The following is a 22,145-nucleotide window of genomic DNA, read 5'->3' on the forward strand; positions in this document are numbered from 1 at the left end:
GCCTTCGTGCACGACACGCTGTTCATGCCCGACAGCGGCAGTGCCCGGACTGACTTTCCGGGCGGCAGTGCCGCGCGGCTCTGGCGCTCGATCCAGGACATCGTGGCCCTGCCTGACGCGACGCGCGTCTTCGTCGGCCATGACTATCAGGCCGGCGGCGGCCGCGAGCCCATGTGGGAGAGCACAATCGCGGCGCAGAAGCGCGACAATATCCACCTCGTCGCCGCGCGGAGCGAGGCCGATTTCGTCGCCTTGCGACAGGCTCGCGACGCGACGCTGCCGATGCCAAGGCTGATCCTGCACGCGCTGCAGGTCAACATGAATGGCGGGCGCCTGCCCGACCCGGAATCCAACGGCAAGCGGTATCTGAAGTTTCCGCTGGATGCGTTGTAGGGTTGGTAGGCGGAGGGCGTGCTGTAGATCAGTTCACCGTTTCACGGAAAACGGCGAACTGATCTAAATCTTTGACGCAATTCCGGACGGAAAACCGCACACATTTTTGCTGGAATTGCTCTAGTGAACTTCCACCGCGGATACCAACTGGTGAACCCGGCGCTCGAGGAAGGACGAGAAATCCTGCAACAGGCGGGATTGTCGATGAAGCCGCGGTCTAAGTAGCCAGATCCTGAACGAGATTTCGGGTGTAAAAGGCAGCGCGACAATGCGTTCATCCCTGTATTCGGAGATTGTCAGGCGATCGACGATGGACATTCCGCAACCCTGCGCGACAAAGCTGCAGGCGGTGTCGGACTGGGTCGTTTCTATCTGAACCCGCCTGCGCACGCCGAGGCCCTCGAAGATCTTGTCGATCGCCACCCGCGACTGGTCGTTTTTCCCAAGCGAAATGAACCGTTCGCCTTCCAGATCGCCAGCCTGGATGCTCGTGGAACCGGCCAGGCGATGGGCGCGGGGCATGACACAGACGGCTTGCAGCGTGCTGATCTGGGTTGCTTCGACCTCGTCGCGGTCGCCCGGCAGCACCGACACCGCCATGTCGATCTCCTGGCGCGCTATCAAGTCGGCCATGTTGCGGGACTGGGTCGAGTCCAGCGACACATCAATGTCGGGCTTGTCATTGCTATATTCGGCGACGATCTGCGGCAGCATCCTTCTGCTGATTGCAGGAAAGCCCGAAAGGCGCAGGCTTCCGTATCGATTGAAGCGAAGCCCCTCCGCGACCAACTCGATTTTCTTGACGCCCGCGTATACGCGCTCGGACTCTCCGAACAGAATGTTGGCCTCCGAAGTCGGGAAGACCCTCCCGTTGCGCCGCTGGAACAGCTGAAGGCCGGTCTGGCGCTCCAACTGCCGGATCAACTGGCTTACCGCCGGCTGGGACACCCGCAGCATGTCGGCGGCGCCGACCATGCTGCCGGCGATCATCACCGCGCGGAACGCCTCCAATTGCTTCAGGTTCATTCCTGTTCTCTATAAGTTTTCCTTATCTTATCTCATCGAAATCCGATTGGACATCACCGATTCAAGATGAAAGCATATTCAAACAAGGCCAGAGGGGATGGGAAGCCCCGCAAAACGGCCGAAAATTGGCTGCGATAACACAAAGGGGAATGGCATGATTACAAGATGGAATTGTTATAGGGCTGTGACGGCAGACCTCGTTGCGGGCACTTTCAGGCTGTTGGCCTTGGCCGCGCTGATCGCTGCGACCGCCGTCTCGCCGGGTCTGGCGCAAGACAAGGGCGTCCTTGATGAAGGCACTCTCACCGTAGCCGCGACCGCTTCCTTTCCGCCCATTGTCTCCGTCGATACGAACGGAGCCTATGTCGGGATCGATGCCGACATCGTCGAAGCGATCGCAAAGCAGGCCGGCCTGAAGATCAAGTGGGTCAACATCAAGTTCGACAGCATCATCCCCGGCATCAGCGCCAAGCGTTTCGATGTCGGCATGACCGGCATCACCGACACGGTCGAGCGTGAGAAAGTCATAGACTTCGTCAACTACGCCAATGTCGGCTCGGGGATCATCGTGCAGGCCGGCAATCCCAAGGGCGTGAGCAAGCTCTACGACATCTGCGGCCTGATCGTTGCCTCGCAGACTGGCGATGTCGCGACTACCTACGCCAATACACAGTCAAAGAAGTGCGTTGCCGACGGGCGCAAGCCGGTGGTCGTCAATGAATTTCCGGAGGCGACGCAGTCCATGCTGCAACTGCAAAATGGCCGCGCCGACATCATCATCCATGATTATCCGCTTTCCGCCTATCAGGTCCAGCATTCAGGCGGCAAGCTTCAACTGGCAGGCGGCCAGTTCTCCGAAGCGCCCTACGGCATGGCCATCTACAAGGGCAACACGGCCTTGCGCGAGACCCTGATGAGCGGACTGGACGCCATCATCGCCAATGGCGAGTATCGCAAGATACTCGACAAATATGGCGTGGCGGAAATCGGCATTGAAAAGGCGACATACAACGCGGCATCCAAATAGCGTTCCATCGCGGCGGGCTCGTCGATAACAATCGGCGGTCCGCCTTCCGATGCCAGGCCGAAAGCCATGCCCATGTCAGAGTTCCCGATCGTTCGCCGCCGGCACCCATGGCGCTGGGTCGCCACTGCCGTCCTGGTCCTCTTGGCGGCCATGCTGGCGGCGAAGGTGGCCAGCAACCCGGTCTTCGTGTTCCAGGCAGTGGCGGACTACCTGTTCGAGCCTCGCATCCTGTCGGGCGTCGTCGTCACCCTCTATGTCACCTGCGGTTCGATGGCGATCGGCCTCGTCCTAGGCGTTGTCCTGGCGGTGATGCGGGTTTCCGACAATCCGGTGATCGACCGTGCCGCGCAGCTTTTCGTCTGGTTCTTCCGGGGAACGCCCGTCCTGGTCCAGTTGATCTTCTGGTTCAACATCGGGATCATCTTTCCCGCGCTCACACTTTCGCTGCCCGGGGGCGAGGTGCTCTTTCATCTGTCGACCAACAGCATCATGACGCCCGCGGTAACCGCCTTGCTCGGCCTTGGGCTGAACGAAGGCGCCTACATGTCGGAGATTGTACGCGCCGGCATCCTGAGCGTCGACAATGGACAGCGCGAAGCTGCCAAGGCGCTGGGACTTCCGCCATGGAAAGTGCTGAGCCGCATCGTCCTGCCCCAGGCGCTCAGGGTGATCGTTCCGCCGGCGGGCAACCAGTTCGTTTCGCTCCTGAAGACATCGTCGCTGGTGTCGGTGATCGCTGCGGGAGATCTGTTGACGCAGGCCACACGCATCTACAACGAGAACTTTCACATCCTCGAACTCCTCGTCGTGGCCAGCCTCTGGTACCTGCTGCTGACCACCGTCGCGAACATCGGCCAGTACTACATCGAGCGCCGCTACTCGCGCGGGTTCGTGCAGAGCGGCCGCACGACAGCCTTTGACAGCGTCAGAGGCTTGTTCCGGCGCTCGCGAGATGGCGCGCCCGGCAAGGGGGACCGGCCGGCATGAACAACAAAATCGTTCAGGTCATGGATGTCAGCAAATCCTTCGCCGAGACACGGGTGCTCAAGAATATCAGCCTCGATGTCAGGGATGGCGAGGTCGCCTGCATCATCGGTCCGTCTGGCGCCGGAAAGTCGACGCTGTTGAGATGCATCAACCGGCTTGAAGAGCAGACGAGCGGAATGATTTTCGTTGCCGGAGAGCCGGTGGGATTCGATCTGCGCAATGGACGCTTCCATGAACTCGACGCGGCGGCACTGGCGCGCCAGCGAGCCGGTATCGGCATGGTGTTCCAGCGCTTCAACCTGTTTCCGCACATGACGGTGCTGGAGAACATCATCGAGGCGCCCGTCACGTTGCGGCGGGTCAAGAAAGCCGATGCGATCGCGAGCGCCACGGCGTTGCTGGCTTCGATAGGGCTCGCCGAAAAGCTCCACGATTATCCGGCACAGCTTTCAGGCGGACAGCAACAGCGCGTTGCCATCGTGCGGGCTCTGGCGATGCGCCCGCGCCTGATCCTGTTCGACGAGCCAACCTCGGCCCTCGACCCTGAACTGGTGGGCGAGGTGCTCGCGGTCATGAAAAAACTGGCAAAAGACGGGATGACGATGATCGTGGTGACCCATGAGATTGGCTTCGCAAGGGAAGTGGCCGACACCGTGCATTTCATGGTGGGCGGAGAGATCGTGGAGAGCGGACCAGCCGCGAGCGTTCTTCAGTCGCCCAGGGAAGCGCGCACCCGTACGTTTCTCAGCCGGGTGATGTAGCATGCCCACCTTGCCGAAGTCGGATGCGGCACGCGCCGCGACGGATGTGCTCCGTCGACCTCTTTACAACGACATCATAGAGCTTTCGGGCGGATATGCCTTTCCGCGATTCCTGCCTGACGTGACGCGGGAAGCCGGCATTGCGGCGACGGCGTACCGGCACGAGACCATGCAATATGCCGAGGTGCTGGGACTGGATGATCTGCGCGACCTTATCGTCAGCTTCGCTAGGGCTGACGGCGTTTCCTGCGGGCGCGACAACGTCATGATCGTGAACGGGGCCAAGCATGGCCTCGACTTGATCTGTCGAGCCTTTCTGCAGCCGGGCGATCGGGTGATCGTAACGGCGCCGAGCTACATGACGGCGCTCAGCATCCTGCGGACGCATCAAGTCGAGTTCCTGTCCATTCGGCAGGACGATGACGGGATCGTCGCGGACGATCTCGAAACGCAGCTGGTGAACGATCAGGCCGAGGGGAGGCCGCTTCCCAAGCTGCTCTTCGACGTCCCGGAATTTCACAACCCGACCGGGATCACCACCAGCCTGGCGCGGCGCCGCCAGTTGGTGGAACTGGCCGGCCGCTTCGGGTTTCTCATCATCGAGGACGACCCCTATCGGAGAATTCGATTCGAGGGAGAACCGGTTCCCCCGATCAAAAGCCTCGATGCTCGGGGCGTGGTGATCGGGCTGGGCACGGCCTCGAAGATCGTGGCGCCGGGTCTTCGGATCGGCTGGGCCATAGCCGAGCCCGCGATCATCAGCCGGATGGCAAGTTTCAAGGCCGATGGCGGCACCAACCCATTCAGCCAGCGCATCTTCGCTGAACTGTTGCGGACAAACCAGATCGACGGACTTGTGGCGAAATTGGTCACGGAATTGCGCCTGCACCGGGATGCAATGATCTCGTCGCTGGCAAAGGCGCTGCCTGAGGCGGCGGTCAGGAAGCCACCTGGAGGGTATTTCCTCTGGGCGACTTTCCCGGCCGGGACCGATGTCGATCTGTTATCGGGGCTGGCGCCGTCCTATGGCGTCAGGATCTATCCGGGCAGACTGTCCTATGCCGGCCAGCCATTGCTGCCCGCAATTCGCCTCTGCTATTCCTACGAGGAACCGGAGCGCATCGCCGAAGGCATATCGCGCTTGGGCAGGGCCTATAGGGCGATGAGTTCAACGAGAATGGACGATACTGTGAGGCAGTCCATTGTGGCTACGCTCGGCGAAGCCCCAATTCATTGAGGTCTCCACGGTCAGCTTTCCATACCCCGGCCACATCCCGCACGATGTCATCTTGGCTTGCGGCAGACACCAATGAAAGGCAGTCGGCCGAACCACAAAAGAAAACGGCGGCGCCAGTTTCCTGACGCCGCCGTTCTGGTTAATGCCGCTGCCAGTTTAAGCGGCCGGCTGGGCTTCGATGGTGCGTAGCGCCTGGGTCTGGCGCTTGGCGGCGGCCTTGACCGCATCCTGCACCTTTTCGAAGGCGCGCACCTCGATCTGGCGCACGCGCTCGCGGCTGATGTCGAACTCCGCGGACAGCTCTTCCAGCGTCAACGGCTCCTCGGCAAGGCGACGTGCCTCGAAGATGCGCCGTTCGCGATCGTTGAGCACCGCCAGGGCGCCCGACAGCATGCCGCGCCGGTTTTCCAGTTCGTCCTGCTCGATCAGCATGTCTTCCTGGCTTTCGTGGTCGTCGACCAGCCAGTCCTGCCACTCGCCGGATTCGCCTTCGCTGGCCCGGATCGGAGCATTGAGAGACGCGTCGCCCGACAGGCGGCGGTTCATGGACACCACTTCGGCTTCGGACACGTTCAGCCGCGTCGCGATCTCGGTGATCTGGTCCGGCTTCAGGTCGCCGTCGTCCAGAGCCTGGATCTTGCCCTTCACCTTGCGGAGGTTGAAGAACAGGCGCTTCTGGTTGGCAGTCGTGCCCATCTTGACCAGGCTCCACGAGCGCAGGATGTACTCCTGGATCGAGGCCTTGATCCACCACATGGCATAGGTCGCGAGGCGGAAGCCACGCTCGGGTTCGAATTTCTTGACGGCCTGCATGAGGCCGACATTGCCTTCGGAGATCACTTCGCCGATCGGCAGGCCGTAGCCGCGATAGCCCATGGCGATCTTGGCAACCAGCCGAAGGTGGCTGGTGACGAGCTTGTGCGCGGCGGTCGTGTCTTCATGCTCGGCATATCGCTTGGCGAGCATGTACTCTTCCTGCGGCTGCAGCATGGGAAAGCGGCGGATTTCTTCCAGATAGCGGCTGAGGCCGCCTTCGCCGGAAACGATACTGGGTAATGACTGGGCCATGATAGCGCCCCCTCTCTCTTGGAGTGATGCCCCCGAAACGCGGCGGGCATGTGACGCGAGCACCAGAAGGCTCACCCGCGACAACCGTTATATATAGGAACAAAACCAGAAAAGACAGACTTTTGTTCAACACGAAACAGTGTGTCACGCTGAAGTGAACAATGTCAGTCAGGTTTTCAAAGGTCGGTTTTGAGGCCGATTCGTGAACGGGTTCAAAGGGTGCGAAAGCCGCTTACGAGTTCCTCCATGTCCCCCGGTAAAGGCGCCTCGAACCTCATCGTTAGATGGGTAGTGGGGTGGCGAAATGCAAGCAGCCAGGCATGCAAAGCCTGACGGGAAAATGCCTGCACATCGCTCTTCAGCGGTTCAGGCAGCCGGTTGGCCTTGGTGCGGAAGGCTTGGCCGTAATCCGGATCGCCAATCACCGGATGGCCGATATGGGCCATGTGGACGCGTATCTGATGGGTGCGGCCTGTCTCCAGCCGGCATTCGACCAGGCTTGCGGTGGCGAATTCCTGCTGCCTTTCGCCGAAGCGTTCCCGCACTGCAAAGTGGGTGATGGCGTGACGGGCGTCGTCGCGGCCTTCCGGCACGACGGCGCGGCGCACGCGGTCGGCGGCGCGGCCGAGCGGCGCGTCGACAGTCCCCGTCGGTCTCTGCGGTATGCCCCAGACCAGCGCCAGATAGGCGCGCTCGAGATCGCCGGTCCGTCCATGATCGGCGAAAGCCTCCGACAGTGCCTTGTGGGCGCGATCGGTCTTGGCGACCACCATGACGCCGCTGGTCTCCTTGTCGAGGCGGTGGACGATACCCGGCCGGCGCACGCCGCCAATGCCGGAGAGGCTGTCGCCGCAGTGATGGATCAGCGCATTGACGAGCGTGCCGGTCCAGTTGCCGGCGCCCGGATGCACGACCAGTCCCGCCGGCTTGTTGATGACGATCAGCTCGTCATCCTCATAAAGCACATCGAGTGGTATATTTTCTCCTTGCGGCTCGGCCGGCTCGGGCTCCGGCATGATGACCGATACGCTGTCGCCCATGATCATCTTGCGCTTCGTCTCCTCGACGGGCTTGCCGTCGATACGAACCGCGCCCTGCCTGATCAGCATCTGGACGCGGCTGCGCGACATGACGGGCCCAAGGCTGGCCGCCAACCATTGATCGAGGCGCTGTCCGGCCGCGTCCGCGCCGGCCACCAGCAGGGTGGGTGCTGCTTCCATCGATTGGTCCCCTATCAATTCGGGGGCCTCTTCGTTATGAGCGCTCATCGAAAACCCAATCCGGAATGTTCTGCCATGGCCCGGCCCACCGCCGACAAGGACTCTTTTGCTACCGAAGGCGGGGACAAGCCGCTCGAGCCCGAGGTCGAAAAGATGCGCGGCAAGCTCGTCCGCTTCATGGCCATCAATCTCGGCCTGCTGTTCCTCGCCCTTATGGTGGTGATCGCGGCGATTGTCTACAAAGCCCGCAAGGCGCAGCCGGTGAGTCCGCCGCTGGCCGGCGACATCCAGGTCCCCGCAGGCGAGCCGCTGAGCGGCGACATCGTGCTGCCGGTTGGCGCCAGGGTGGTCAGTCAGTCGCTGTCCGGCAACCGTGTCTCGATCGACGCCGAGCTTGCCGACGGCAGCCGAACGATCTTCGTCTACGACATCGCCGAGCGCCGGCTTATCGGCCAGTTCGCGATCCGCACCAAATAGCGCGGCAACAGCACATGACCGGTTTCGCCGAACATCGCCGTATCGCGACCGTGGCGCTGGTCGTCGCCCACTATGACGAGGCGATTGCCTGGTATGTCGAGCGGCTGGGCTTCCAGCTCGTCGAGGATCTCGATCTCGGCGGCGGCAAGCGCTGGGTCATCGTCGCGCCGGCCAATGGCCAAGGCGCGAGGCTGCTCTTGGCCGAGGCTGCCGACGAGGCGGAGCGGCAAAGCATCGGAAACCAGACCGGCGGGCGGGTCTTTCTGTTCCTCGAGACCGATGATTTTGCCCGCGACCATGCGGCGATGCTGGAGAAGGGCATCGAATTCCGCGAGGCGCCGCGCTACGAGCCTTACGGGACGGTGGCGGTTTTCGCCGATCTGCATGGCAATCTGTGGGACCTGATCGAGCCGAAACGCTAGGCTTGGAGCCGGCTTTTGCCCGATCTGGCAAAGCAGCTCAACCCCAGTTGCTTTTTCCCAGCCGGCGGCCTATATCGCCGGTTCTTGAACGCGCCCATCGTCTAGCGGTCAGGACACCGCCCTCTCACGGCGGGAACAGGGGTTCGATTCCCCTTGGGCGTACCAGGAATTCCTAATAAATTACAATAGCTTGTGCCTAGGCCAACAAACTGCTCCAGCCCGCCGGGCTAACCCTTGGCTAATATGGCTGGCGAGTCGGGTGCGAGGATGCGCTCGACATCGCCGCCTACAGGCGCGCCGTGCTGGACTGGTGGGCGTTCGTGCCAGCGCTTCCCCCGGCCGACCGTTGGCGCGCCGATATTGATAGGAGCGCGCAAACTGCCCCAGCTATCGATGTTGAATATCCGCGCCCGGTGGATCGCCTTTCGTGATCCGTCCGGGACTGACTAAAGGATTTGTTAATCTTGGGTATCATGCCTGTGTAGTCAGACCGTGATTTCCTTTTTGTGCGTGGCGTTGCCTGTAGTGTTCTGATGGGATAGGGTGCTTCGATGAACGATTCGGAGCAAGACCGTTGCCCACAGATTTCAGCCTAGACGATATCCTCGCGATGAAGGTGCTGATCGCGCGCATTCTTCGTTCGGTGGAGACGAAAGCGGCTCTCGAGGAGAAGCAGAAAGCGCTAGCAGCGGAGATTGTCGACGCGGAAAGGCGGCGCCTTTTTGGTATCAATGCGTTCGCTACATTCGGCTTTGATGTAGGCGATCCTGAACTATGGACCCGCGTCAGGGAAGCCATGGGCGAGCAGGCTTACGAAGAGAGCATCAGGTGGGGTACTGCCCGTTATCAAATCGCTGAGACTGGCGCCTCTGGCCAAGGCTCGGACAAAGACGGTCGCCAATCACAGGCCGGAAAGGCAAGCTTGGTTGCGCCAACGCCGGTCGAAGAGAGCATGCCGACCATACGAGAAATGGTAATTGCTCAGCTCGCCTTGGCAGGCGACGCGGGCACAAAGGCGGCCGACATCCGAAAGTTCATCGAGCAAACGTACAAGAAGACTGTCCACGAGAAGACGGTCGGGATGACGCTATATCGCCTGTCGCTGGATGGGCTTGCCCGTCGCGACGGGCGCACATGGTTCTCCGATAAGCCAGAGACTGAAACGGAGAACCCCGGCGTTAGCGCGCCGGGGTCCGAAGAAGGTGTTTCAGCTAACAAAGGAGGTGCGTGATGTGGTTCATCGCCCGGACATTATCGGGAACCTGATTTTCCGGGAAAACAGGGCTTAGGCCCTGCTTTCTCCCGATGCCCCTGTAGCTCAGTTGGACAGAGCACCGGTTTCGTATCCGGCGGTCGCGGGTTCAAATCCTGCCAGGGGTTCTCCCTCTTTAACTGGCCCTAAAGCTAAGGTGATTTGGCGGGTCAGTCAAGTTTCTGGGTATCTCTGGCGCAAGCGAGCGCCTACATAGTCTCTAGTTGTGCGACGAAAGCCGCCGCCTGTAGCGCGAAAAGCATGCACGTCGCCCCAAATGTGCGGGCGGCGCGCGACCAGCACGGGAGGGGAAAGGAGTGCTAGATCGCGTTCTGCTGGATGATGAACATTATCGCGTCTCCATGGGAGTGATGGGAGGTGTCACGGTGCTAGTCAAGCATCGAAATCTCTCCCGTAAGGCACCATCGGAATACGCCACTCACTTGAAACAAACGATCGATGAGCTTCAAAGGCGGGGAGTTCCGATTCGACCTGACTCCCCGATATTGATCGAGCTCTTGGGTGATTTTGCCGAAGCGCTGTTTGCCCCTCATGGGGGTGGTTACTGGTCCACAGCGTTTGGAAAGCTTCCGGCTGACAGAGTGACGGAATTGATAGAAGCCAACACCTAGTGATCAATGCATCGTGCCGATTGCGAACACGGCGACGAGGTAAGAAATTGCGATCATGACGTATGCAATCTGGAGAAAAGTCATCTGGGGCGAATCCCTTGGTTGAAGATGACCTTTCAATTACTCCGAAAAAGGGAATCGGGGGCAAATCTTCGGTTCTTTGCTGTGAAAAACGGCCTCCATGCCCATTTTTCACATCAAACCAGGGTCGATACACAGCTCAGAGACAGCGTTTCTCTAGTTTGCTTGACTTGCTTGACCCGAATCAGTGCTGCCGCTTCAAGCCCGACTGCAGCCGAGTGAAATTGCTTCCGGCGGCGGGGCAGCGGACTTGCGGCGATAGGCTGCCTCCTCGTCGCTCTGCATGAACTGCTGGACGACGCTATCAACCTGGAGAGGCCAAGTGGCGTTTCGGGCGAGTACGGCATAGGCGCCGTCATCTGACGACTTCTCCGCCTCGAACTTGTTCCGCTTCTTTAAGATCGCCATCGCACCATCAACCAGCCCATCGTGCGCGCCAGCTTTGGCAAACGCCAGACGGAGGGTCTCATCGACGGCATTGTCGCGTATTTGCTGCTCCACAGCGGCAAGCTTGGCCGGTCCCTCGACCTGTATCTTCGCTATCTGCGCGTTGAGGGACGCAATCTCAGTCTCGCCGTCGCGAATGACGTCTGCGATGCAGGTCGAAAGCTCGAAGCCCTTGGTGGGGTCTTCTTCCTCGATATAGGCGGCGCGATAGTTTTCAGGGATCACATCGAGACGGCCCGGCGCGATGCGGAGCGGCAAGCACAACAAATTGGGCCGGTCGTGCGTCTGGGGGTTCGATTCCCCTTTGGCGTACCAAGAATTTTGTTGGCGCAGGCCACACCCATTCAAATCGCCAAATATCTAAGTCTTTCATAGCGATGAGCAGCTTCTCGCCGGACCGTACGCGCAGCATTTTTGAATGTCTTGGGAACATCGACGCTCGCCACTTGTTTGGCTCAGTGGCGACGGGCGTTTCAACGATCGCTAGTCATGGGAAACCTCGACTGGGCCTGCGCCACGTGCAGGCGCCAAATCCTTTGGAAGGTATCACTGCGATGACCAAGAACATTTCCGAAAACAGAGCCCGGCAAGGTGGCCTGGGGCGGCCCGTGCTGGCTATATTGCTCGGTGGACTGCTGCTGGCGGTCATAGCCTGGGGTATCGCCGAGACCTATGGCGTGAGCGCGAAGACGGAAGCAACGCAGGAGGGAAGCGGTTCGACCGCTGGTTCCACGGGCTCCAACCCAGGCGAAACCGATCCCACGAAAGCCAAGACCGACACCAACAGCGAACCGGTCGACCAGAACCCCCAGGTCGACAAGAACCCGACGCCGCAATCGAGTACGGGCGGTGATCAGCAGGGGTCGCAGCCAGCGCAACCTGCGACGCCCTAGCCTCTGGGCAGGGCAACCGTCGACGTTAACTTTTCGTTAACCAATAGTCTGTCTACTGGAGGCAATTCGCTTTGGCGCGCGACCACGGATGTACTGGCGCGATGTCGAAGCGAGAGCAAAGGCCGGCGCGTTGCCGGCCTTTTTGCTGTGTTCGCCCAAGAACTTTCTGAGGTGAGCAGCACTATTCCGAGGCGCCAGATGTGGACCTCAAACATGGCTCAGTGATGAGCGCGTCGCCTGTCCTCGGCATGCCGCGCAAGGGCGGGCGTTTCCAGGACGTAGTCGTTCCAGGCGGATTGCGGGACCTGCCCTGCCAGATAGCATTCGAGCAACAGGTTTTGGTCAGGGTTCAACGTCGTCGCGTCCAGCCCCAGCGAATGAAAGATACTTTTCTTCAGTTCCGACACCGTGAAATGCATCGACATCTGCGTTCTCCTTTGCGCATCAACGCCGAAGGCCGGGCGAAGGTTTCAGGCCTCCGAATGTGAAACCGATCTTTCCAGCATGGCCGCGGATGCTCCGCGCGCCGCATCGCGTGGAACGGAGCTTAATGCACGGCGTTGGGTTGGACACCAGCCGGGGAGAAACGCCATGGCCACGTTTAGGGAAATGCGGATACTGGAGATCGTCGAAGACGAGACCCTGTCCACCGAACAGAAAATCGCTGAGCTGCGCGAGATCGAGTCCGAGGCGCGCGGGTTGCAGCGGGCCGCTTCCGAAAGCCCGATGGGCGACGACGACGGCTGGCAGGATGATTTGCGCCAGGTGCGTTTCGCGCTTGATAAGCTCGGAGCGAAGGAGCCAAAGAAAGGCGCCGCCTCGCTCTGAGGCAATTGGCGCCAGCCGGCTATTCGCAGACCATGCGAACCCGTTTGCCTGGTTCGCTCGCATTCCTGCATTGCAACTGCTTCTCGGGCCCGGCATTCGACGACTTCGGCGCCAGCGTTGTCGAATGCCGTCGAACTTTGCCGGAGTCGACCCTGCGCTCGGAGAATAGCTTGGGAGGCTGCGGCGCGACTGGAAAGGCGCCAGCTTCGGGCTGCGCTGCCTCATATTCCACATTCGGCGGCGGCCTGTCCCAGAACCGCCGGACATCGAGCGGCCTTGGAATGATGACGGTGCCGTCATAGGCGCGCGAGCAACCGCTGCCGAAAAGCAGCGCCAGCCCCAGGCAAACAGGCACAATTCGTCCGAACATCAATAATACCCCTGGGACGCTTATATAGCGGCATAGCGCGCGCCGACAACCGGGCGCAACAGCGCAGCCGCTGCCGACGGATTCCGGCATGGACACTTGCCTGTCCAATCGATCGGCTCTCCGGCCCTGATCAGACGTCGAGTGCAGCGCCGGCGGCAGCCAGCTCTGGGGAGAAACGCCGGCGCAGGGTGCCTCGCCCGGCATCCAAGAGAATCATCTTTCGTTGCCGGCGCAAGACCATGGCGCGATCGCACCATATCAAAGGCCGTGTCCAGCCACGACAATACCCATATTCGAATTTCGCCCTTCCCGGTTACGGGCGGGAGCAGCGACCGCCGGCATGGAACAGCGTCGTCCTACCCCAACGGACCTGTTTTCGGCGACGGCCCGGCCACGACCCGCTCTGGCCGCGAGCAACGCGCTCCCGTCCGGATTTTATTCGCCGATCCGCAGACTCCGGAATCGCCAGCCGGTTCCGGTCGCGAATGGCGCAAGTCGCTGATTTCGGAAGCAAAGCCGGGCTTCATCGCGCGCGCCGGCCGACCGGCGTTTCCCCCGCTCCGATGACGCGTTACCGGGGCGACATGAAACTGTCATGCGACTGTTATAATCGAAGTCTATTGGCCTCAGCGGGCGCCGCAAGGAATGGCGCCAAGAGACCATCTTCCGAACAGGAGCAGGCCCCATGAAACATTTCATCCGCTCGGCGGCCGTTGCGATTGCAATGGCCACGGCGTCCACCTTCACCCTTTCCGCGGCTATGGCGGCGGATATCTCCGGCGCTGGCGCAACTTTCCCCTATCCGATCTATGCGAAGTGGGCTGACGCCTACAAGAAGGAGACCGGCAACGGTCTCAATTATCAGTCGATCGGCTCCGGCGGCGGCATCAAGCAGATCAAGGCCAAGACCGTGACCTTCGGCGCTTCCGACGCGCCGATGAAAGGCGAGGATCTCAAGTCGATTGGGCTCGTCCAGTTCCCGATGGTGATGGGTGGCATCGTCCCCGTCGTCAATCTGGAAGGCATCAAGCCCGGCGAACTGGTTCTCGACGGCCCGACCCTCGCCGACATCTTCCTCGGCAAGATCACCCAGTGGGACGACGCCGCGATCAAGAAGCTCAATCCCGATGCCAAGCTGCCTTCGCAGGCGATCGCTGTGGTGCACCGTTCCGATGGTTCGGGTACCACGTTCAACTTCAGCTACTATCTCGCAGACGTTAACGCCGACTGGAAGTCGAAGGTCGGCGTCAACACCGCGCTTGAATGGCCGGTGGGTATCGGCGCGAAGGGGAACGAAGGCGTCGCCAATAACGTCGCACAGACTGGCGGTGCGATCGGCTATGTCGAGTATGCTTATGCAAAGCAGAACAAGCTCACCTATACCGACATGATCAACAAGGATGGCAAGAAGGTTGAACCGACGGCGGCGGCCTTCTCGGCCGCGGCAGCCAATGCCGACTGGAGCTCGCAGCCGGGCTACGGCGTCATTCTCTCCAATCAGGCGGGAGCTGAATCCTGGCCGATGACGGCGGCGACGTGGGTTCTTCTGTACAAGAAGCCCGACGACGCTGCAGCCACGAGTGAAGCTCTCAAGTTCTTCGCCTGGTCCTACGCGAAGGGCGACGATATGGCCGCAGAACTCGACTATGTCCCGATGCCCGACGTGGTGGTCAAGAGCATCGAGGACACCTGGGCCAAGGAAGTTGTCGGCAGCGACGGCAAGCCGCTCTATTCGGCCATGTAATCCTGAATTGGGAGGGCGCTTTCCAGGCGCCCTCCCGTTCATTTCGAGCGAGAGGGCTAGATGACTACCGTTTCCCAAGCCATGCCATCCTCAGCCGCCATGCAGGCCAGGGAAGCGACGGTGCGGCGCTTCGCGCTCACGGATGCGATCTTCCGGGGGGCCACACGCTTCTCCGCCGTTCTCGTCCTGGTGATTCTCGGCGGCGTGGCGATTTCGCTGATCGTCGGATCGTGGCAGGCGATGTCCAAATTTGGGTTTTCGTTTCTGACAACCGAGAGTTGGAATCCGGTGACCGAGAAATTTGGCGCACTGGCGCCGATTTACGGCACTGTCGTCACCGCCGCTATCTCCATCCTGATCGCTGTGCCCATCGGCATCGGCATCGCCATATTCCTCACCGAGCTTTGCCCGCGCCCTCTACGCAGGCCTATTGGCATCGCAGTGGAACTTCTGGCCGGTATCCCCTCGATCATCTACGGCATATGGGGCCTGTTCATCTTCGCCCCGTTCGTGCAGACCACAATCCAGCCTTTTTTCATCAATCTGTTCCACGACGTTCCGGGACTATCGAGCCTGTTCGCCGGCCCGCCCTACGGCATCGGCCTGCTGACCTCGTCGATGATCCTAGCCATCATGGTGCTGCCCTTCATCACCTCGATCACCAAGGACGTCTTCGACACGGTGCCGCCGGTCCTCAAGGAGTCCGCCTACGGCATTGGCTGCACGACCTGGGAAGTGACGCGCCGCGTCGTCATTCCGTACACCCGCGTTGGCATCATGGGCGGTGTCATGCTGGGGTTGGGCAGGGCACTCGGCGAGACCATGGCCGTGACCTTTGTGATCGGCAACGCGCACCGCATCAGCGCCTCGCTGTTCGCGCCCGGCACCACGATTTCGGCGACCATTGCCAATGAATTCACCGAGGCCGATGGCGAGCTTTACACGTCATCGCTGATTGCGCTGGGCCTGATCCTTTTCGTCATCACCTTTCTGATCCTTGCCATCGCACGTTACATGCTGATGCGCATCGACGCCCGCACCGGAGCCTGACCGATGTCGACAGCCCAGTCGCTTCACCGCAGCCGTAAGACCCGGAATTCCGTGATGATGACGCTCTGCCTGGTCGCGGCGGGCATCGGGCTTGCCTGGCTGGCGCTCATTCTCGGCGCTCTTGTCTACAAAGGCGTCGCTGGCCTTTCGTTGTCGGTGTTCACCGAAATGACGCCTCCGCCAGGCGACGCCGGCGGCCTGCTCAATGCCATCTACGGCAGCGTGGTGATGACGGTCATCGCCGTCATCGTCGGGACGCCGATCGGCGTGCTTGCCGGCACCTACATGGCGGAATACGGACGCTTTTCGAAACTCACCACCGTGGTGCGCTTCATCAACGACATCCTGCTGTCGGCTCCTTCGATTATCATCGGCCTGTTCGTCTACGAACTGATGGTGCGGCCGATGGGGCATTTCTCGGCACTTGCCGGTTCTGTCGCTCTCGCCATTCTGGTCATCCCCGTCGTGGTTCGCACCACCGAGGACATGCTCAACCTGGTGCCGAACGCCCTGCGCGAAGCCGGCACCGCGATCGGCGCGCCGCGCTGGGTGGTGATCAAGTCGGTCGCCTACCGCGCCGCCCTGTCGGGCATTGTCACCGGCATATTGCTGTCGATCGCCCGCATCACCGGGGAGACGGCGCCACTGCTCTTCACCGCGCTCAACAATCAGTTCTGGTCGAGCAATCTCAACGCGCCGATGGCCAGCCTGCCTGTGACCATCTTCCAGTTCGCTCTCAGCCCCTACGAGGAATGGCAGCAACTGGCGTGGACCGGCGCACTCATCATCACATTGACGGTTCTCGCGCTCAGCATCTTTGCGCGCAGCATGACCGGACGCAGAGAGGACAAATGAGCCAGATGTTGTCTCCAGACATGACGATCGCCGCCGAGGCAGCCGCCAAGGCCAAGATCGAAGTCAAGAACCTCAACTTCTTCTACGGCCAGAGCAAGGCGTTGAAGGACATCAACCTGTCGCTGCCCGAGCGCAGCGTCACCGCCTTCATCGGGCCTTCTGGCTGCGGGAAGTCGACGCTGCTGCGCGTCTTCAACCGAATCTACGAGCTCTACCCCAGGCAGACGGCCGAGGGCCAGGTCCTGCTCGACGGCCAGAACGTCCTCGACCGCTCGCAGGATCTCAACCTGCTGCGAACCAAGATCGGCATGGTGTTCCAGAAGCCGACTCCGTTCCCGATGTCGATCTATGAGAACATCGCGTTCGGCGTCAGGCTCTATGAGAAGCTCAGCAAGTCGGAAATGGACGGCCGTGTCGAGCAGGCGCTGAAGCGCGCGGCACTGTGGAACGAGGTCAAGGACAAGCTCAATGCCAGCGGGCTCAGCCTCTCCGGCGGCCAGCAGCAGCGGCTCTGCATCGCGCGCACCGTGGCGGTGAAGCCGGAAGTCATCCTGCTCGACGAGCCGGCCTCGGCGCTCGATCCGCTGTCGACCGCCAAGATCGAGGAACTGATCGACGAGTTGCAGGCGGACTACACGATCGTCATCGTCACCCACAACATGCAGCAGGCGGCGCGCGTGTCGAAGCAGACCGCCTTCATGTATCTGGGCGAGCTGGTCGAGTTCGACCGCACCGAAAAGATCTTCACGTCGCCCCGCGAGAAGCGCACGCAGGACTACATCACCGGCCGTTTCGGCTGAGCTCAGGCATACGAGGGACAGGATCATGGGCGAACATACAGTCGCTTCTTTCGACGAGGATCTCGGCCAGATCAGCAGGCTGATCAGCGACATGGGCGATCTCGCCGGCTCGATGGTCGGCGGCGCGACCAAGGCGCTGCTGAATTCGGACAATGCGCTGGCACAGCGCGTGGTCTCCGACGACGCCATCATGGATGCGCGCCAGCGCGAACTCGACGACCGCGCCATCACGTTGATCGCCAGGCGCCAGCCGATGGCTGACGATTTGCGGCATGTCGTCGGTTCGATCCGCATGGCCGGCGACCTCGAGCGCATCGGCGACCTTGCCAAGAACATCGCCAAGCGCGTCGGCACGGTTGGCCTCACCGTCACGCCGCGCGACCTGTCAAACTCCATCGACACGATGGCGCAGCTGGTGCTGATCCAGGTGCAGGGCGTGATCGAGGAATATGCGGCGCATGACGCCGCCGCGCTGGCGAAGCTGCGCGCCGACGACGAGCGCATCGACATCAAGTACACTTCGGTGTTCCGCGAGCTCCTGACCTACATGATGGAGGATCCGCGCAACATCACCGCCTGCACGCATCTGCTGTTCTGCGCCAAGAACCTCGAACGCATTGGCGATCACGTGACCAACATCGCGGAAAATGCGTATTATGTGCTCACCGGCACGCAACTGCCCGCCAACCGTCCGAAGCAGGACGAAACGGCGATGTCCGCGCCGGCGGCATGACCATAAGGGTGACCAGCCGATGATCGCGCCACGCATCATGGTGGTGGAGGACGAGGAGCCGTTGGGCGTTCTGCTGCGCTACAATCTGGAATCCGAGGGTTACCAGGTCGAGGTGGTGACGCGCGGCGACGAAGCCGAGATCCGGCTGCAGGAGAATGTCCCCGACCTTCTGGTGCTCGACTGGATGGTGCCGGCGGTGTCCGGCATCGAACTCTGCCGTCGCCTGCGGATGCGACCCGAGACCGAGCGGCTGCCGATCATCATGCTGACCGCGCGGGGTGAAGAAAGCGACCGTGTACGCGGCCTCTCGACAGGCGCCGACGACTATCTGGTGAAGCCGTTCTCCACGCCGGAGTTCATGGCCCGGGTCAAGGCGCTGCTGCGCCGCGCCAAGCCGGAAGTGCTGTCCAGCGTCCTCAAGGTCGGCGACATCGTGCTCGACCGCGAGTCGCACCGGGTCTATCGCAAGAAGAGCGAGATCCGGCTCGGGCCGACCGAATTCCGCCTGCTCGAATTCATGATGCGTCACCCCGGCCGGGTGTTCTCGCGCAGCCAGTTGCTCGACAATGTCTGGGGCGAGACGATCTATATCGACGAACGCACGGTCGACGTGCATGTCGGCCGGCTGCGCAAGGCCGTCAACAACGGCCGCATGCCCGACGTCATCCGCACCATCCGCGGGGCAGGTTACGCGATCCGCGAAGATTAGGGATATGCTGATATTCAGGTGATGCCGGCCTGCGAATGGCGGCTTCCTGCGCTTCCGGTACTCACGGACCCAAATGTCCGCTCCGTTCCGGTTCTCGCAATCCACCATTCTCGACCCGGCCTGACCTGGATCTCAACACATCCGGCGCTTGATCAGGCAACGTTCTTCCCAGCCGCACCCGCTCTTGCCTGGACACCCGGCGCGAAGATCTGCTGGTCGACGAAGGTGAGCGCGCGCATGGCGCAGCCTTCGCGGATCAGGGGCAGTTCGTTCGGCTCGGTATCGAAAGAAATCGATTTCGAGTGCTGCCCGCCGGCCGTCTGGGCGATGGCCTCGCGCAGCGCGGGCTCGATCAGGTCGAAGGCGGCGGCACTGACGCCGACCATGGCGACGGGTGCGGGATCGATCAGCGCGAACAGGCTGCCCAGGCCGAAGCCGAGCGCTTCGCCCGCCTTGCGGTAGGCTTCGCGTTCCGGCCCGTCCCTTTCGCGTGCCGTGGATGCCAGCACACGCATCTCCGCGTCGCTGACATCGACAGGTTCGGCATCCTCCCCCATCTCCCTGGCGTTGCGCCAGATCGCGTAGTTGCCGGCATAGGCCTCGACGCAGCCACGCCGTCCGCAGCGGCAGAGCGCGCCGTTCGGCCGATGGATCATGTGGCCGAACTCGCCACCCGAGGAATGGGTGCCGGAAAAAAGCTCGCCCTTGAGCACCAGCCCCATGCCGATGCCATGCGACAGCAGGATTGCGATGAAATCGTCGCGATAGCGGCGTGGATCGCGCCAGCGCAGGGCCACCGCCATCATGTTGCAGTCGTTCTCCATGGTGGCGGGGATGCCGAACTCGTCTTCCAGCACATCGGCGAAGGCGATGTCGGTGTGCGGCGTGATCGGCGACCACAGCATGGCTCGGGCATCCGTATCGGTGATGCCCTGGATCGCCAGGGCGATGCGGGCGACGCCGCGTATGTCGAGATCCGGATCCTCGAGGCGGCGCCGCACGATCGCAACGCATTCGCCTATCAGCGCGTCGCGGCTCATCGTCAGCGTGTCCAGCCGGCGTTGTTCCTCGGCGATGACCTGGCCGGCATAGTCGATGACGGCAACTGACAGGAAGTTCAGCGACAGCACCACCGTCATCACCGTCGCCGCCTCGGGATTGAGGCCCAGTCCAACCTGCGGGCGGCCGCGTTTCAGTGAAGCCGGTTCATTGGGCTTGCTTTCGGCCAGGATTCCTTCGTCGATCAGGTCCGCGGAGATGGCCGAGATGGTCGAATGGCTGAGGCCCGTGGTCGCGGCTATTTCGGTGCGGGATGGCTGTGGGGTCCGGCGCACGGCCGCGATCACCATTGCGCGGTTGCGCCGGCGCAGATCGTCGTGGCGGATCCCAACCGACATGTCTCTTCAATCCTCCCGGTCGCAGCGACCTTTCCTGCCTCAAGGTCATCAGCAACATCTGAAACGCCTCGCCCCTGCAGGTTCCCGTTTCGCGCGCCTTTATTCCCGACACGTCCGCGTCCCTTGGGGTCGAAGCCCGTTGCTTTGAAGACACGCGCCGATCAAATACTGTCAGAAGCCCACCACCCTGTCATTATTTATTCCGGGTCTCGAAAAAAACTGGCGAGCCCATCCAGGTCCATCAGAATCGATGTTGACAGTGTCAGGGTGTTGGACCAGTATTTTTTCGAGGCTCGAAAAAATGGGTCTCTGTGCCGGCCTCAGGGTCAGTTTGGTCGCGCCATACGCGGCGCAGGGAGGATATCATGAAAAGATTCACAGCCGCCATCCTGGCGGGGGTCGCCATGTCGCTGACGCTGGCGTCGGTCGCGCACGCGAAGGACAAGGTCGTCGGCGTTTCCTGGTCGAATTTCCAGGAAGAGCGCTGGAAGACAGACGAGGCGGCGATCAAGGCGGCGCTCGAAGCCGCCGGCGACAAGTATATCTCGGCCGACGCGCAGTCCAATCCCGGCAAGCAGCTTACCGATGTCGAGAGCCTGATCTCGCAGGGCGCCAACGCGCTGATCATCCTGGCGCAGGATGCCTCGGCCATCGGTCCCGCCGTACAGAAGGCCCTGGACGAAGGCATCCCGGTCGTCGGCTACGACCGTCTGATCGAAAACAAGGATGTCTTCTACCTGACCTTCGACAACAAGGAAGTGGGCCGCTTGCAGGCCCGCGAAGTGTTCAAGGCCAAGCCTGAAGGCAACTATGTCTTCATCAAGGGTTCCGGCGCCGATCCGAATGCCGATTTCCTGTTCTCGGGCTCGATGGAAGTGCTCAAGGACGCGATGGACAGCGGCAAGATCAAGAATGTCGGCGAGGCCTATACGGATGGCTGGCTGCCCGCCAACGCCCAGAAGAACATGGAACAGTTCCTGACCGCCAACGACAACAAGGTCGACGCGGTGGTCGCGGCCAATGACGGCACCGCCGGCGGCGTCGTGGCGGCGCTCACGGCGCAGGGGCTGGCGGGCACCGTTCCGGTCTCGGGCCAGGACGGCGACCATGCCGCCCTTAACCGCATCGCGCTGGGCACACAGACCGTGTCGGTGTGGAAGGACGCACGCGAACTCGGCAAGAACGCCGCCGAGATCGCCTCGCAGCTTGCCGACGGCAAGAAGCCGGCCGACATCGCCGGCGCCAAGGACTTCACCACGCCGGGCGGCAACACGGTCAAGTCGCTGTTCCTGACCCCGGTCGCCATCACCAAGGACAATCTGAACGTCGTCATCGACGCAGGCTGGATCAAGAAGGACGAGGTCTGCGCGGGCGTCGCAGCCGGCACCATCGCCGTCTGCAATTAAGGCTCCCTGTTCCTCTCCGTTTCGACGCCGCGGCCCAAAGCCGCGGCGTTTTCTCAAGAAGATTTGTGCTTCCGCCTCGTGCGGCTAGCTTCTAGGCTGGTTTACAGCATTCGCATCACAGTGCGAGCCGGTGGAGGACATCATGACCGACACGACGACCAACACGCAGGCCGACACAGCGCGTGCGTCCGAACTCGGCGTCGTCGCCCGGTTCCTGAAGGCGACCGAGATCGATACCCGCATGCTGGGCATGATCGGGGCGCTGCTGATCATCTGGATCGGCCTGCACGTCATTTCCAGCCTGCGTTTGGGTGTCAATCCGCTCGATTT

General features: G+C 61.5%; 24 protein-coding genes, 2 tRNA genes and 2 pseudogenes. 21 read left to right on the plus strand and 7 right to left on the minus strand.

From position 1 onward, the window contains the following. A pseudogene (locus WC739_RS15945) lies at positions 1 to 393 on the plus strand (MBL fold metallo-hydrolase); the annotation flags it as partial. Positions 394 to 513: 120 nt separating this feature from the next. Here the strand turns inward: WC739_RS15945 and WC739_RS15950 are convergent. Continuing rightward, positions 514 to 1,419, minus strand: coding sequence for a LysR substrate-binding domain-containing protein (locus tag WC739_RS15950; RefSeq protein ID WP_372953993.1), 906 nt, complete (start codon positions 1,417 to 1,419; stop codon positions 514 to 516). 226 nt (positions 1,420 to 1,645) lie between these two features. Between WC739_RS15950 and WC739_RS15955 the strand changes: the two genes are divergently transcribed. From WC739_RS15955 to WC739_RS15970, 4 genes are all read left to right on the plus strand, one after another. Further along, positions 1,646 to 2,446 carry an ABC transporter substrate-binding protein gene (locus tag WC739_RS15955; protein WP_372953994.1) on the plus strand — a complete coding sequence of 267 codons (801 nt, stop codon included), beginning with the start codon at positions 1,646 to 1,648 and terminating at the stop codon, positions 2,444 to 2,446. Between the two features lie 72 nt (positions 2,447 to 2,518). Next, complete coding sequence (locus tag WC739_RS15960; protein WP_372953995.1) at positions 2,519 to 3,433, plus strand: amino acid ABC transporter permease; 915 nt, start codon at positions 2,519 to 2,521, stop codon at positions 3,431 to 3,433. Further along, positions 3,430 to 4,194: an amino acid ABC transporter ATP-binding protein gene (locus WC739_RS15965; RefSeq protein ID WP_372953996.1), complete on the plus strand. Its 765-nt coding sequence runs from the start codon at positions 3,430 to 3,432 to the stop codon at positions 4,192 to 4,194. Before WC739_RS15960 ends, WC739_RS15965 begins: the two co-directional genes overlap by 4 nt. A 1-nt stretch (position 4,195) precedes the next feature. After that, positions 4,196 to 5,431 carry a PLP-dependent aminotransferase family protein gene (locus WC739_RS15970; protein ID WP_372953997.1) on the plus strand — a complete coding sequence of 412 codons (1,236 nt, stop codon included), beginning with the start codon at positions 4,196 to 4,198 and terminating at the stop codon, positions 5,429 to 5,431. 156 nt (positions 5,432 to 5,587) lie between these two features. Here the strand turns inward: WC739_RS15970 and rpoH are convergent, their stop codons facing one another. Beyond that, positions 5,588 to 6,499 carry an RNA polymerase sigma factor RpoH gene (gene rpoH, locus WC739_RS15975; RefSeq protein ID WP_372953998.1) on the minus strand — a complete coding sequence of 304 codons (912 nt, stop codon included), beginning with the start codon at positions 6,497 to 6,499 and terminating at the stop codon, positions 5,588 to 5,590. Between the two features lie 212 nt (positions 6,500 to 6,711). Beyond that, the gene (locus WC739_RS15980; protein WP_372953999.1) at positions 6,712 to 7,767 is read right to left on the minus strand and encodes an RluA family pseudouridine synthase; all 1,056 of its coding nucleotides are present in this window, start codon (positions 7,765 to 7,767) and stop codon (positions 6,712 to 6,714) included. A 27-nt stretch (positions 7,768 to 7,794) separates the two neighbouring features. Between WC739_RS15980 and WC739_RS15985 the strand changes: the two genes are divergently transcribed. The 6 genes from WC739_RS15985 (at position 7,795) to WC739_RS16010 (ending at position 10,502) form a co-directional block, all read left to right on the plus strand. Then, on the plus strand, positions 7,795 to 8,196 hold the full coding sequence (locus WC739_RS15985) for a fimbrial protein (RefSeq protein WP_372954000.1): 402 nt from the start codon (positions 7,795 to 7,797) through the stop codon (positions 8,194 to 8,196). 14 nt (positions 8,197 to 8,210) lie between these two features. Beyond that, the gene (locus tag WC739_RS15990) at positions 8,211 to 8,618 is read left to right on the plus strand and encodes a VOC family protein (protein WP_372954001.1); all 408 of its coding nucleotides are present in this window, start codon (positions 8,211 to 8,213) and stop codon (positions 8,616 to 8,618) included. Between the two features lie 90 nt (positions 8,619 to 8,708). Continuing rightward, positions 8,709 to 8,783, plus strand: a tRNA-Glu gene (locus WC739_RS15995). 445 nt (positions 8,784 to 9,228) lie between these two features. Then, positions 9,229 to 9,849: a hypothetical protein gene (locus WC739_RS16000; RefSeq protein ID WP_372954002.1), complete on the plus strand. Its 621-nt coding sequence runs from the start codon at positions 9,229 to 9,231 to the stop codon at positions 9,847 to 9,849. Between the two features lie 76 nt (positions 9,850 to 9,925). Beyond that, positions 9,926 to 9,998: transfer RNA gene (locus WC739_RS16005), tRNA-OTHER, on the plus strand. Positions 9,999 to 10,187: 189 nt separating this feature from the next. Next, positions 10,188 to 10,502: a hypothetical protein gene (locus tag WC739_RS16010; RefSeq protein ID WP_372954003.1), complete on the plus strand. Its 315-nt coding sequence runs from the start codon at positions 10,188 to 10,190 to the stop codon at positions 10,500 to 10,502. Between the two features lie 279 nt (positions 10,503 to 10,781). On the opposite strand, the gene WC739_RS16015 is transcribed toward WC739_RS16010, so the two are convergent. Further along, positions 10,782 to 11,288: a hypothetical protein gene (locus WC739_RS16015; protein ID WP_372954004.1), complete on the minus strand. Its 507-nt coding sequence runs from the start codon at positions 11,286 to 11,288 to the stop codon at positions 10,782 to 10,784. 296 nt (positions 11,289 to 11,584) lie between these two features. On the opposite strand from WC739_RS16015, the gene WC739_RS16020 reads away from it, so the two are divergent. Further along, positions 11,585 to 11,923, plus strand: coding sequence for a hypothetical protein (locus WC739_RS16020; protein ID WP_372954005.1), 339 nt, complete (start codon positions 11,585 to 11,587; stop codon positions 11,921 to 11,923). 218 nt (positions 11,924 to 12,141) lie between these two features. On the opposite strand, the gene WC739_RS16025 is transcribed toward WC739_RS16020, so the two are convergent. After that, positions 12,142 to 12,348: a hypothetical protein gene (locus WC739_RS16025; protein ID WP_372954006.1), complete on the minus strand. Its 207-nt coding sequence runs from the start codon at positions 12,346 to 12,348 to the stop codon at positions 12,142 to 12,144. Positions 12,349 to 12,514: 166 nt separating this feature from the next. Between WC739_RS16025 and WC739_RS16030 the strand changes: the two genes are divergently transcribed. Beyond that, the gene (locus WC739_RS16030; RefSeq protein ID WP_372954007.1) at positions 12,515 to 12,751 is read left to right on the plus strand and encodes a hypothetical protein; all 237 of its coding nucleotides are present in this window, start codon (positions 12,515 to 12,517) and stop codon (positions 12,749 to 12,751) included. Between the two features lie 19 nt (positions 12,752 to 12,770). On the opposite strand, the gene WC739_RS16035 is transcribed toward WC739_RS16030, so the two are convergent. Further along, the gene (locus tag WC739_RS16035; protein WP_372954008.1) at positions 12,771 to 13,121 is read right to left on the minus strand and encodes a hypothetical protein; all 351 of its coding nucleotides are present in this window, start codon (positions 13,119 to 13,121) and stop codon (positions 12,771 to 12,773) included. A gap of 685 nt (positions 13,122 to 13,806) precedes the next feature. Here WC739_RS16035 and pstS point away from each other — a divergent pair. The 6 genes from pstS to phoB are packed head-to-tail and all read left to right on the plus strand — an operon-like array spanning position 13,807 to position 19,012. Then, positions 13,807 to 14,865: a phosphate ABC transporter substrate-binding protein PstS gene (gene pstS, locus WC739_RS16040; protein WP_372954009.1), complete on the plus strand. Its 1,059-nt coding sequence runs from the start codon at positions 13,807 to 13,809 to the stop codon at positions 14,863 to 14,865. A gap of 60 nt (positions 14,866 to 14,925) precedes the next feature. Continuing rightward, complete coding sequence (pstC, locus tag WC739_RS16045; RefSeq protein ID WP_372954010.1) at positions 14,926 to 15,915, plus strand: phosphate ABC transporter permease subunit PstC; 990 nt, start codon at positions 14,926 to 14,928, stop codon at positions 15,913 to 15,915. A gap of 3 nt (positions 15,916 to 15,918) precedes the next feature. Then, positions 15,919 to 16,770: a phosphate ABC transporter permease PstA gene (gene pstA / locus WC739_RS16050; RefSeq protein ID WP_372954011.1), complete on the plus strand. Its 852-nt coding sequence runs from the start codon at positions 15,919 to 15,921 to the stop codon at positions 16,768 to 16,770. Beyond that, positions 16,767 to 17,570 carry a phosphate ABC transporter ATP-binding protein PstB gene (gene pstB, locus WC739_RS16055; RefSeq protein WP_372954012.1) on the plus strand — a complete coding sequence of 268 codons (804 nt, stop codon included), beginning with the start codon at positions 16,767 to 16,769 and terminating at the stop codon, positions 17,568 to 17,570. Before pstA ends, pstB begins: the two co-directional genes overlap by 4 nt. A 25-nt stretch (positions 17,571 to 17,595) precedes the next feature. Further along, on the plus strand, positions 17,596 to 18,303 hold the full coding sequence (phoU, locus tag WC739_RS16060) for a phosphate signaling complex protein PhoU (protein WP_372954013.1): 708 nt from the start codon (positions 17,596 to 17,598) through the stop codon (positions 18,301 to 18,303). Positions 18,304 to 18,322: 19 nt separating this feature from the next. Next, on the plus strand, positions 18,323 to 19,012 hold the full coding sequence (phoB, locus tag WC739_RS16065) for a phosphate regulon transcriptional regulator PhoB (protein ID WP_010911896.1): 690 nt from the start codon (positions 18,323 to 18,325) through the stop codon (positions 19,010 to 19,012). A 152-nt stretch (positions 19,013 to 19,164) separates the two neighbouring features. Here the strand turns inward: phoB and WC739_RS16070 are convergent, their stop codons facing one another. Then, positions 19,165 to 20,409: an ROK family protein gene (locus WC739_RS16070; protein WP_372954014.1), complete on the minus strand. Its 1,245-nt coding sequence runs from the start codon at positions 20,407 to 20,409 to the stop codon at positions 19,165 to 19,167. Between the two features lie 365 nt (positions 20,410 to 20,774). Here WC739_RS16070 and xylF point away from each other — a divergent pair, with 365 nt between their 5' ends. Together xylF and WC739_RS16080 are read left to right on the plus strand one after the other, a co-directional pair. Next, positions 20,775 to 21,815, plus strand: coding sequence for a D-xylose ABC transporter substrate-binding protein (gene xylF, locus WC739_RS16075; RefSeq protein ID WP_372954015.1), 1,041 nt, complete (start codon positions 20,775 to 20,777; stop codon positions 21,813 to 21,815). Between the two features lie 142 nt (positions 21,816 to 21,957). Beyond that, a pseudogene (locus WC739_RS16080) lies at positions 21,958 to 22,145 on the plus strand (sugar ABC transporter permease); the annotation flags it as partial.

The sequence above is a fragment of the Mesorhizobium sp. genome, assembly GCF_041661565.1.
In the GTDB taxonomy this organism is placed as follows: domain Bacteria; phylum Pseudomonadota; class Alphaproteobacteria; order Rhizobiales; family Rhizobiaceae; genus Mesorhizobium.

Excerpts from the sequence above, each read along its gene's own strand:
- WC739_RS15950 (WP_372953993.1), bottom strand. The coding sequence starts at position 1,419 with ATGAACCTGAAGCAATTGGAGGCGTTCCGCGCGGTGATGATCGCCGGC.
- WC739_RS15960 (WP_372953995.1), top strand. The coding sequence starts at position 2,519 with ATGTCAGAGTTCCCGATCGTTCGCCGCCGGCACCCATGGCGCTGGGTC.
- WC739_RS15965 (WP_372953996.1), top strand. The coding sequence starts at position 3,430 with ATGAACAACAAAATCGTTCAGGTCATGGATGTCAGCAAATCCTTCGCC.
- WC739_RS15970 (WP_372953997.1), top strand. The coding sequence starts at position 4,196 with ATGCCCACCTTGCCGAAGTCGGATGCGGCACGCGCCGCGACGGATGTG.
- rpoH (WP_372953998.1), bottom strand. The coding sequence starts at position 6,499 with ATGGCCCAGTCATTACCCAGTATCGTTTCCGGCGAAGGCGGCCTCAGC.
- WC739_RS15980 (WP_372953999.1), bottom strand. The coding sequence starts at position 7,767 with ATGAGCGCTCATAACGAAGAGGCCCCCGAATTGATAGGGGACCAATCG.
- WC739_RS15985 (WP_372954000.1), top strand. The coding sequence starts at position 7,795 with ATGGCCCGGCCCACCGCCGACAAGGACTCTTTTGCTACCGAAGGCGGG.
- WC739_RS15990 (WP_372954001.1), top strand. The coding sequence starts at position 8,211 with ATGACCGGTTTCGCCGAACATCGCCGTATCGCGACCGTGGCGCTGGTC.
- WC739_RS16000 (WP_372954002.1), top strand. The coding sequence starts at position 9,229 with ATGAAGGTGCTGATCGCGCGCATTCTTCGTTCGGTGGAGACGAAAGCG.
- WC739_RS16020 (WP_372954005.1), top strand. The coding sequence starts at position 11,585 with ATGACCAAGAACATTTCCGAAAACAGAGCCCGGCAAGGTGGCCTGGGG.
- WC739_RS16025 (WP_372954006.1), bottom strand. The coding sequence starts at position 12,348 with ATGTCGATGCATTTCACGGTGTCGGAACTGAAGAAAAGTATCTTTCAT.
- WC739_RS16030 (WP_372954007.1), top strand. The coding sequence starts at position 12,515 with ATGGCCACGTTTAGGGAAATGCGGATACTGGAGATCGTCGAAGACGAG.
- WC739_RS16035 (WP_372954008.1), bottom strand. The coding sequence starts at position 13,121 with ATGTTCGGACGAATTGTGCCTGTTTGCCTGGGGCTGGCGCTGCTTTTC.
- pstS (WP_372954009.1), top strand. The coding sequence starts at position 13,807 with ATGAAACATTTCATCCGCTCGGCGGCCGTTGCGATTGCAATGGCCACG.
- pstC (WP_372954010.1), top strand. The coding sequence starts at position 14,926 with ATGACTACCGTTTCCCAAGCCATGCCATCCTCAGCCGCCATGCAGGCC.
- pstA (WP_372954011.1), top strand. The coding sequence starts at position 15,919 with ATGTCGACAGCCCAGTCGCTTCACCGCAGCCGTAAGACCCGGAATTCC.
- pstB (WP_372954012.1), top strand. The coding sequence starts at position 16,767 with ATGAGCCAGATGTTGTCTCCAGACATGACGATCGCCGCCGAGGCAGCC.
- phoU (WP_372954013.1), top strand. The coding sequence starts at position 17,596 with ATGGGCGAACATACAGTCGCTTCTTTCGACGAGGATCTCGGCCAGATC.
- phoB (WP_010911896.1), top strand. The coding sequence starts at position 18,323 with ATGATCGCGCCACGCATCATGGTGGTGGAGGACGAGGAGCCGTTGGGC.
- WC739_RS16070 (WP_372954014.1), bottom strand. The coding sequence starts at position 20,409 with ATGTCGGTTGGGATCCGCCACGACGATCTGCGCCGGCGCAACCGCGCA.
- xylF (WP_372954015.1), top strand. The coding sequence starts at position 20,775 with ATGAAAAGATTCACAGCCGCCATCCTGGCGGGGGTCGCCATGTCGCTG.